At 70.5% G+C, this 6,761-nt stretch carries 8 protein-coding genes; 2 read left to right on the forward strand and 6 right to left on the reverse strand.

What is annotated here, in order from left to right; all coding sequences use genetic code 11:
• Nucleotides 1-156: 156 nt before the first annotated feature.
• Nucleotides 157-1,146, reverse strand: coding sequence for a class II fructose-bisphosphatase (gene glpX / locus QZ433_RS08080; RefSeq protein ID WP_295781705.1), 990 nt, complete (start codon nucleotides 1,144-1,146; stop codon nucleotides 157-159).
• Between the two features lie 179 nt (nucleotides 1,147-1,325).
• Here glpX and fbaA point away from each other — a divergent pair, with 179 nt between their 5' ends.
• Nucleotides 1,326-2,354: a class II fructose-bisphosphate aldolase gene (fbaA, locus tag QZ433_RS08085; protein WP_295781707.1), complete on the forward strand. Its 1,029-nt coding sequence runs from the start codon at nucleotides 1,326-1,328 to the stop codon at nucleotides 2,352-2,354.
• Between the two features lie 75 nt (nucleotides 2,355-2,429).
• Here the strand turns inward: fbaA and QZ433_RS08090 are convergent, their stop codons facing one another.
• The 5 genes from QZ433_RS08090 to QZ433_RS08110 are packed head-to-tail and all read right to left on the reverse strand — an operon-like array spanning nucleotide 2,430 to nucleotide 5,889.
• Nucleotides 2,430-2,975 carry an MOSC domain-containing protein gene (locus tag QZ433_RS08090; protein ID WP_295781709.1) on the reverse strand — a complete coding sequence of 182 codons (546 nt, stop codon included), beginning with the start codon at nucleotides 2,973-2,975 and terminating at the stop codon, nucleotides 2,430-2,432.
• 44 nt (nucleotides 2,976-3,019) lie between these two features.
• Complete coding sequence (locus QZ433_RS08095) at nucleotides 3,020-3,715, reverse strand: zf-HC2 domain-containing protein (RefSeq protein ID WP_295781711.1); 696 nt, start codon at nucleotides 3,713-3,715, stop codon at nucleotides 3,020-3,022.
• Nucleotides 3,712-4,215, reverse strand: a complete 504-nt coding sequence (locus QZ433_RS08100; RefSeq protein ID WP_295781713.1) for a sigma-70 family RNA polymerase sigma factor — start codon at nucleotides 4,213-4,215, stop codon at nucleotides 3,712-3,714. Before QZ433_RS08100 ends, QZ433_RS08095 begins: the two co-directional genes overlap by 4 nt.
• Before the next feature lie 55 nt (nucleotides 4,216-4,270).
• Entirely contained in the window at nucleotides 4,271-4,831 is a 561-nt protein-coding gene (locus tag QZ433_RS08105) for a DUF6264 family protein (protein WP_295781715.1), read from the reverse strand.
• Nucleotides 4,828-5,889, reverse strand: coding sequence for a 4-hydroxy-3-methylbut-2-enyl diphosphate reductase (locus QZ433_RS08110; RefSeq protein ID WP_295781718.1), 1,062 nt, complete (start codon nucleotides 5,887-5,889; stop codon nucleotides 4,828-4,830). Before QZ433_RS08110 ends, QZ433_RS08105 begins: the two co-directional genes overlap by 4 nt.
• 117 nt (nucleotides 5,890-6,006) lie before the next feature.
• On the opposite strand from QZ433_RS08110, the gene xseA reads away from it, so the two are divergent.
• Nucleotides 6,007-6,761, forward strand: a 755-nt coding sequence (gene xseA / locus QZ433_RS08115) for an exodeoxyribonuclease VII large subunit (RefSeq protein WP_295781722.1), incomplete at its 3' end; no start/stop codon positions are given.

Genomic DNA, 6,761 nt, shown 5'->3' on the forward strand with positions numbered 1-6,761 from the left:
CTCCGCCCGCGCGCCCACCCGCCGAGCCGCGAGACTGCACGCCGCTGACAACTCGGCGACATACTGCAACCGAGATGTCAGCAGCATGCAGTCTCAGCGAGCCCGCGGCATTCCCCGGCGCCGACCGGCCCCGCCCGACTCAGACAGCGAGAACCGTCAGAGCCACTTCGAGGTCAGGTGCTCCGACGAGATGCGACGCAGCGTCCCCGACGCCCCGCGCAGAACGACGCTCTCGGTGTAGATGAAATCGCCGTCGCGGCGAACGCCCTGCACCAACTGGCCGTCGGTCACGCCCGTCGCGACGAAGATCGTGTTCTTGCCCGTCACCAGATCGTCGGCCTCGTACACCGTGCCGTCGACCCGCAGCCCGGCATCCAGGCCCTTCTGCTTCTCGTCGTCGGTGCGCGGCGCCAGCACGCCCTGGATGTGCCCGCCGAGCGCCTTGATGGCGCACGCCGTGACGATTCCTTCGGGGCTTCCGCCGATACCGACGCACATGTCGGTGCGCGCGTTGTGACGTGCGGCGTTGATACCACCGGCGACGTCACCGTCGCTCATCAGGCGGGTACCGGCCCCGGCCTCGCGGATGTCGGCGATGAGCTGCTCGTGACGCGGACGGTTCAGCACCGAGACGACGATCTCGTCGACGGGCTTGCCGAGGGCCTTGGCCAGCAGGCGGATGTTCTCCCCGATGGGAAGGCGGATGTCGACGACACCGACACCGGCGGGTCCGGTGACGAGCTTGTCCATGTAGAAGACGCTCGAGGCATCGAGCATGGTGCCCTGATCCGAGACCGCAATGACCGACAGAGCGTTCTGGCGGCCGGCGGCGGTCAGCGAGGTGCCGTCGATCGGGTCGACGGCGACATCGCACCGAGGGCCGCGGCCGCTCCCGACCCGCTCGCCGTTGTAGAGCATCGGGGCGTTGTCCTTCTCGCCCTCGCCGATGACGATCGTGCCGTCGAAATCGACGGTGCTGAAGAACGCGCGCATCGCGTCGACGGCCGCGCCGTCGGCGGCCTCTTTGTCGCCCCGGCCGATGAAGGGGACGGCACGGATGGATGCCGCTTCGGTCGCCCTCACCAACTCCAGAGCCAGGTTGCGGTCGGGGTGCAGAGGGCTCATGTCGGCAGTCAGGCTCACCATGGGGCCACTGTATCCAGCGGAGCGTTGACATCGCCCGGTTTTGAGCGGATGTGCACCGAAGGATTCGGGGTTCTTAACGGATCAGCAGATCTCCCTGGTTCCTGTCGCGCCCCCCGCATCACGATCCGGCGGCTTCGCTAGAGTGACGGTTGTCCCGACACCGACCAAGGAGCACCTCCATGCCCGTCGCCACCCCTGAGCAGTACGCCGAGATGCTGGACCGCGCCAAGGCCGGCAGCTTCGCGTACCCCGCCATCAACGTCTCGAGCTCGCAGACCATCAACTCCGTGCTGCAGGGCCTGACCGAGGCCGGCTCCGACGGCATCCTGCAGGTCACCACCGGCGGCGCCGACTACTTCGCCGGCCACACCGTGAAGGCCCGCGCGACCGGCGCCCTCGCCTTCGCGAAGTACGTCACCGAGGTCGCCAAGAACTACCCCATCACGGTCGCCCTGCACACCGACCACTGCCCCAAGGACGCTCTTCCCGGCTTCGTCCTGCCGCTGCTCGAGGCCTCCGAAGAAGAGGTCAAGGCCGGGCGCAACCCGATCTTCCAGTCGCACATGTGGGACGGCTCGGCCGTGCCCCTCGACGAGAACATCGACATCGCCGCAGAGCTGCTCCCCCGCCTGAAGAACATCAACGCCATCCTCGAGATCGAGGTCGGCGTCGTCGGCGGCGAAGAGGACGGCGTCCAGCACGAGGGCTCGAACGAGGCCCTCTACACGACCGTCGCCGACGTCACCAAGGCCGTCGAGCGCCTCGGCCTCGGCGAGAACGGCCGCTACATCTCGGCCCTCACCTTCGGAAACGTGCACGGCGTGTACAAGCCCGGTGGCGTGAAGCTCCGCCCCGAACTGCTCGGCGAGATCCAGGAGGGCATCGCCGCGAAGTTCGGCACCGGCGCCAAGCCCCTCGACCTCGTCTTCCACGGCGGCAGCGGATCGACCGACGAAGAGATCGCCCTCGCGGTCTCGAACGGCGTCGTGAAGATGAACATCGACACTGACACCCAGTACGCCTTCACCCGCTCGATCGCGGGCTACATGTTCTCGAACTACGAGGGTGTGCTCAAGCTCGACGGAGAGGTCGGCAACAAGAAGCAGTACGACCCCCGCGCCTGGGGCAAGGTCGCCGAGTCGGCCATGGCCGTGCGCGTCGTCGAGGCCACGAAGCAGCTGGGCTCCTACGGCCAGTCCAAGAGCTGACGCCCGCCCGCACCTCTCGAACGCCCCGGCCCCGTGCCGGGGCGTTCGCGTTCCCGGATGCCACGCCTCGGGCACTCAGCTGCGGTAGATCTCCAGTACCGTCTGCGCCCCGGCCGGCGATGACAGCACCTCGATGGCATCCCCCGCCCGCACCTCGCCCGCGCGACGCACGCGCAGGTACGCGCCGAGGCGCCCCTCGTCCGAGAAGCGCTTCACCCAGCCGCGCGAGGCGGCCCCGCCGACCCAGCGCGCGAATGTCGAGCACGGCGTCCGGGGCATGGTGACCTCGACCTCGACGGTGTCGCCGATGCGCCACACCTCGCCGATGCGCGCGGCGTTGACGTCGAGTCCCTCGACCCGCAGGTTCTCGCCGAACCACCCGGGGGCGAGCTCCCGCCCGAGCTGTTCCTCCCAGTAAGCGGAGTCCTCGGCGGCGTAGGCGTACACGGCTTTGTCGGGGCCGCCGTGGTGCTTGCGACTGGCCTGCACGTCCGCGCGGACGCCCAGCTTGCCGATGCGCACCGCGCCCTCCAGGGGGCGCTTGTCGATCGCGGTGACGCCGACGGAACCGGCATCCGCGTGCAGGGTGTGAACGGCGCAGACGGCGACGAGTCGGGGCATCTGACGATGCTAGAGCGTCCTCCGCCCGCGACGGCGCCGGGCAGTCACGGCGTGTCGAACGACCGCCGCATCACGACGCGATCCCCCTCGAGGGTGCGGATCTCGACCGCGCCGATGTCGGCCGCGGCCAGGTCCGTCCCCGCGCTCAGCTCGGTCGTCGACCCGGGTCCGGCCCGCCAGGTCGACAGCACGCTGGTCGCGCCGGCGTCGTCGGTCACGGCGAGCGCGTACGGCCATCCGCCGGGCGGGGCATCGAGGACCTCGCCGGTGTACTGGCAGACCAGGTCGATGCGCGTGCCCCACGGCACCGGCGTGAGCCTGACCGATGCCTCGAGGGGCGCCCCCGCCACGTCGTCGAGGGCGTACACGGCGGCCGGCGTCTGCACCGCGCCCATCACGGTGAGCGTTGCGGGGACGGCGACGGCGACGAGAGCCACCGAGGCCGCCAGCACCCACAGGGTGCGGCGGCGGACGCGACGGCGAGTCCCGGCGGCGACGATCCGCTCGCGCAGCGCGGGATCGGGCGACGCGACGGGCGCCACCGCCTCGCCGATCGCGCGGGCGCGTTCGGCCGACAGCCGCGAGAGCAGTCCCGCGGTGGGCGCCAGTTCCGCGACGTCGGCGCGGCATGCGTCGCAGGCCGCGAGGTGTCGCTCGTACTCCGCGCGGTCCGCCGCCGACAGCGCTCCGAGCACGTAGGCGCCGTCCCAGCTCGAGAGACGCTCGTGTTCCTCGTTCACCGGGTCACCCCCCTCTCCTGCAGTGCGAGCCGCAGCGCCCGCACCGCGTAATGCAGCCGCGACTTGACGGTGCCGGCCGGGATGCCGAGCTCCTCGGCGGTCTGCGCGACGCTCCGGCCGCCGTAGTAGGCGCTGACGATCACCGCGCGATGGTCGGGCGTCAGCGTCGACAGGGCCTCTTCGACGAGCAGGGCGTCGAACATGGCGTCGGTGTCGCCGTCGCGCACCCGCTCGGGCAGCTCGTCGACGGGCAGTTCGTGGCGACGCCGCGCGCTGCGGGCCTCGTCGATGACGAGGTTGCGCGCGACGGTGTACATCCACGACCGCAGCGAGGCGGGATCGTCGCTCATGACGCGCGGGGTCCGCCACGCGCGCAGCAGGGTCTCCTGCACGACGTCATCGGCGCCGGCGTGATCGCCGGTCAGGCTGACGACGTAGCGCCAGACGGGGATCGCGTGGGCGTCGTACAGCGCCGTCAGCTGCGCGTGTTCGTCTCGCACCGCGGCATCCCCTCTCCCTCGTTCATGGAGAACACGGGATGCCGGTCCCCGCGGTTCAGTTCGGGACGGCCGCGAGCAGGCCCGACATGAACTGCGGGTCGCTGGTCAGCGCGACGGTGACGCAGACGGCGGCGATGGTCGCCGTCACGGCGAAGCCGACCAGGGGGATCCAGAACGCCACCCGACCGCGTCCCAGCCGACGCCAGGTGAGGACGGCGGTCACGAGCCAGCCGACACCGTAGGTCAGTGCCGCGGCGGCGCCCCACACGTAGCCCGCCGAGAGGTTGGTGTACGAGGCCTGCGAACCCAGGATGCGGGCGGCGGACTCGGCGTAGTTCGGGAAGTCGAGCAGCTGCACGATCGTGGACACGGTCGACACGAGTCCGTAGACGAGTAGGCCGAAGGTGAGGATGCGGTCCCACCGCGGACCCCGCACGAGAGGCGTCGTCGCGGACGACGGCACCGGCTCGGGTTCGGCGGCGGGCGCCGGGGCGACCCCCGCGTCGAGGGCCTCGGTCACCTCAGGGCGCTGAATGCGTGCGCGCTGCTCCTCGGGCGTGGCGTACTCGCCGTACTGGGGACGCGGCCGATCACCCGACGCGCGGTCATCGCTCACGCGCGACCCCGACCGCCGAGCGCGCGGCTGTCGCGCTTGCCGGCGGCATCCTGGCGCAGTTCCTTCGGCAGCGAGAACATGAGGTCCTCTTCGGCCGTGCGCACCTCTTCGACGTCGCGGTAGCCCGCGCCCGCGAGCTCTTCGAGCACCTCGGTGACGAGCACCTCGGGCACCGAGGCGCCGCTGGTCACGCCGACCGTCTCGACGCCGTCGAGCCACTCCTGCTTGACCTCGTCGACGTAGTCGACGCGGTAGGCGGCCTTGGCGCCGTGCTCGAGGGCGACCTCGACCAGCCGGACGCTGTTGGAGGAGTTGGCCGAGCCGACCACGATCACCAGGTCGGCGCCGACGGCGACCTTCTTGATCGCGACCTGGCGATTCTGGGTGGCGTAGCAGATGTCGTCGGAGGGCGGATCCTGCAGCTCGGGGAACCGCAGGCGCAGTCGGCGCACGGTCTCCATGGTCTCGTCGACCGACAGGGTCGTCTGCGAGAGCCACACGACCTTGGACGGGTCGCGCACCTCGACCGTGTCGGCGTGCTCGGGCGAATTGACCACCGTGACGTGCTCGGGCGCCTCGCCGGCGGTGCCCTCGACCTCTTCGTGCCCCTCGTGACCGATGAGCAGGATCTCGAAATCGTCGCGCGCGAAGCGGACCGCCTCGCGGTGCACCTTGGTCACCAGCGGGCAGGTCGCGTCGATCGCCTGGAGTCCCCGATCGGATGCCGCGGACACGACCGCCGGAGAGACGCCGTGGGCGCTGAAGACGACGTGCGACCCCTCGGGGACCTCGTCGACCTCTTCGACGAAGATGGCGCCCTTCTTCTCGAGCTCGGTGACCACGTGGATGTTGTGCACGATCTGCTTGCGCACGTAGACGGGTGCGCCGTAGCGCTCCAACGCCTTCTCCACAGCGATGACGGCGCGGTCCACTCCTGCGCAGTACCCGCGGGGCGCGGCCAGCAGCACCTTCTTGCGGCCGTCGACGGGGATATCCTGGAGCCGCCCGCGACGACCCGGGATGCGGGGAACGGGCAGGTGGACGGCAGGTGAGCTCACCCCTCGATTCTACCGGGGCGGCCCTGGACACCGGCCGAACCCCCTCCCCGGTACCATGACTCCTCTTTCCGCCACCGATCCCCGTGCGCGCTCGACGCGCGCACCCGAGCGAGCGATATGACCTCCTTCCAGCCCGAGACCGTCCCCGGTCAGGCGCCGCCCGCCGACTCGGTGCACCCGCGCGATTCGCGCACCGACGCCCCGACCTCGGTCTCGCGGCTGAACGACACGATCCGGGGCTTCATCGAGCGCTGGGGATCGGTCTGGGTCGAGGGCGAGATCACCTCGTTCAACCGCCGGGGCGGCAACGTGTTCGGGCGCCTCAAAGACCTCGGCACCGAGTCAACGGTGGCCTTCCGCATCTGGTCGAGCACGCTCGCCCGCCTGCCCAAAGACCTCAAGGTCGGCGACCACGTCGTGGCGTGCGTCAAGGCCGACTACTTCCCGCGCACCGGCGACTTCTCGTTCGCGATCTCGGCCATGCGCCACGTCGGCCTCGGCGAGCAGCTCGAACGCCTCGAGCGCCTACGCGTGCAATTGCGGTCCGAGGGGCTGTTCGATCCCGTCCGCAAGAAGAAGCTGCCGTTCCTCCCGCACTGCATCGGCCTGATCACCGGCGAGAACTCCGACGCCGAGAAGGACGTGCACCGCAACGCCGAGTTGCGCTGGCCGCGCGTGCGTTTCCGCACGCAGCACGCGGCGGTCCAGGGAGATCGGTGCGTCCCCGAGACCATCGCCGCCCTGAAGATCCTGGATGCCGACCCCGACGTCGACGTCATCGTCATCGCGCGCGGCGGCGGCGACCCGCAGACGCTCCTCGGCTTCAGCGACGAGCGTCTGCTGCGCGCGGTGGCCGCGGCATCCACTCCCGT

The organism is uncultured Microbacterium sp. (assembly GCF_913776565.1).
In the GTDB taxonomy this organism is placed as follows: domain Bacteria; phylum Actinomycetota; class Actinomycetes; order Actinomycetales; family Microbacteriaceae; genus Microbacterium.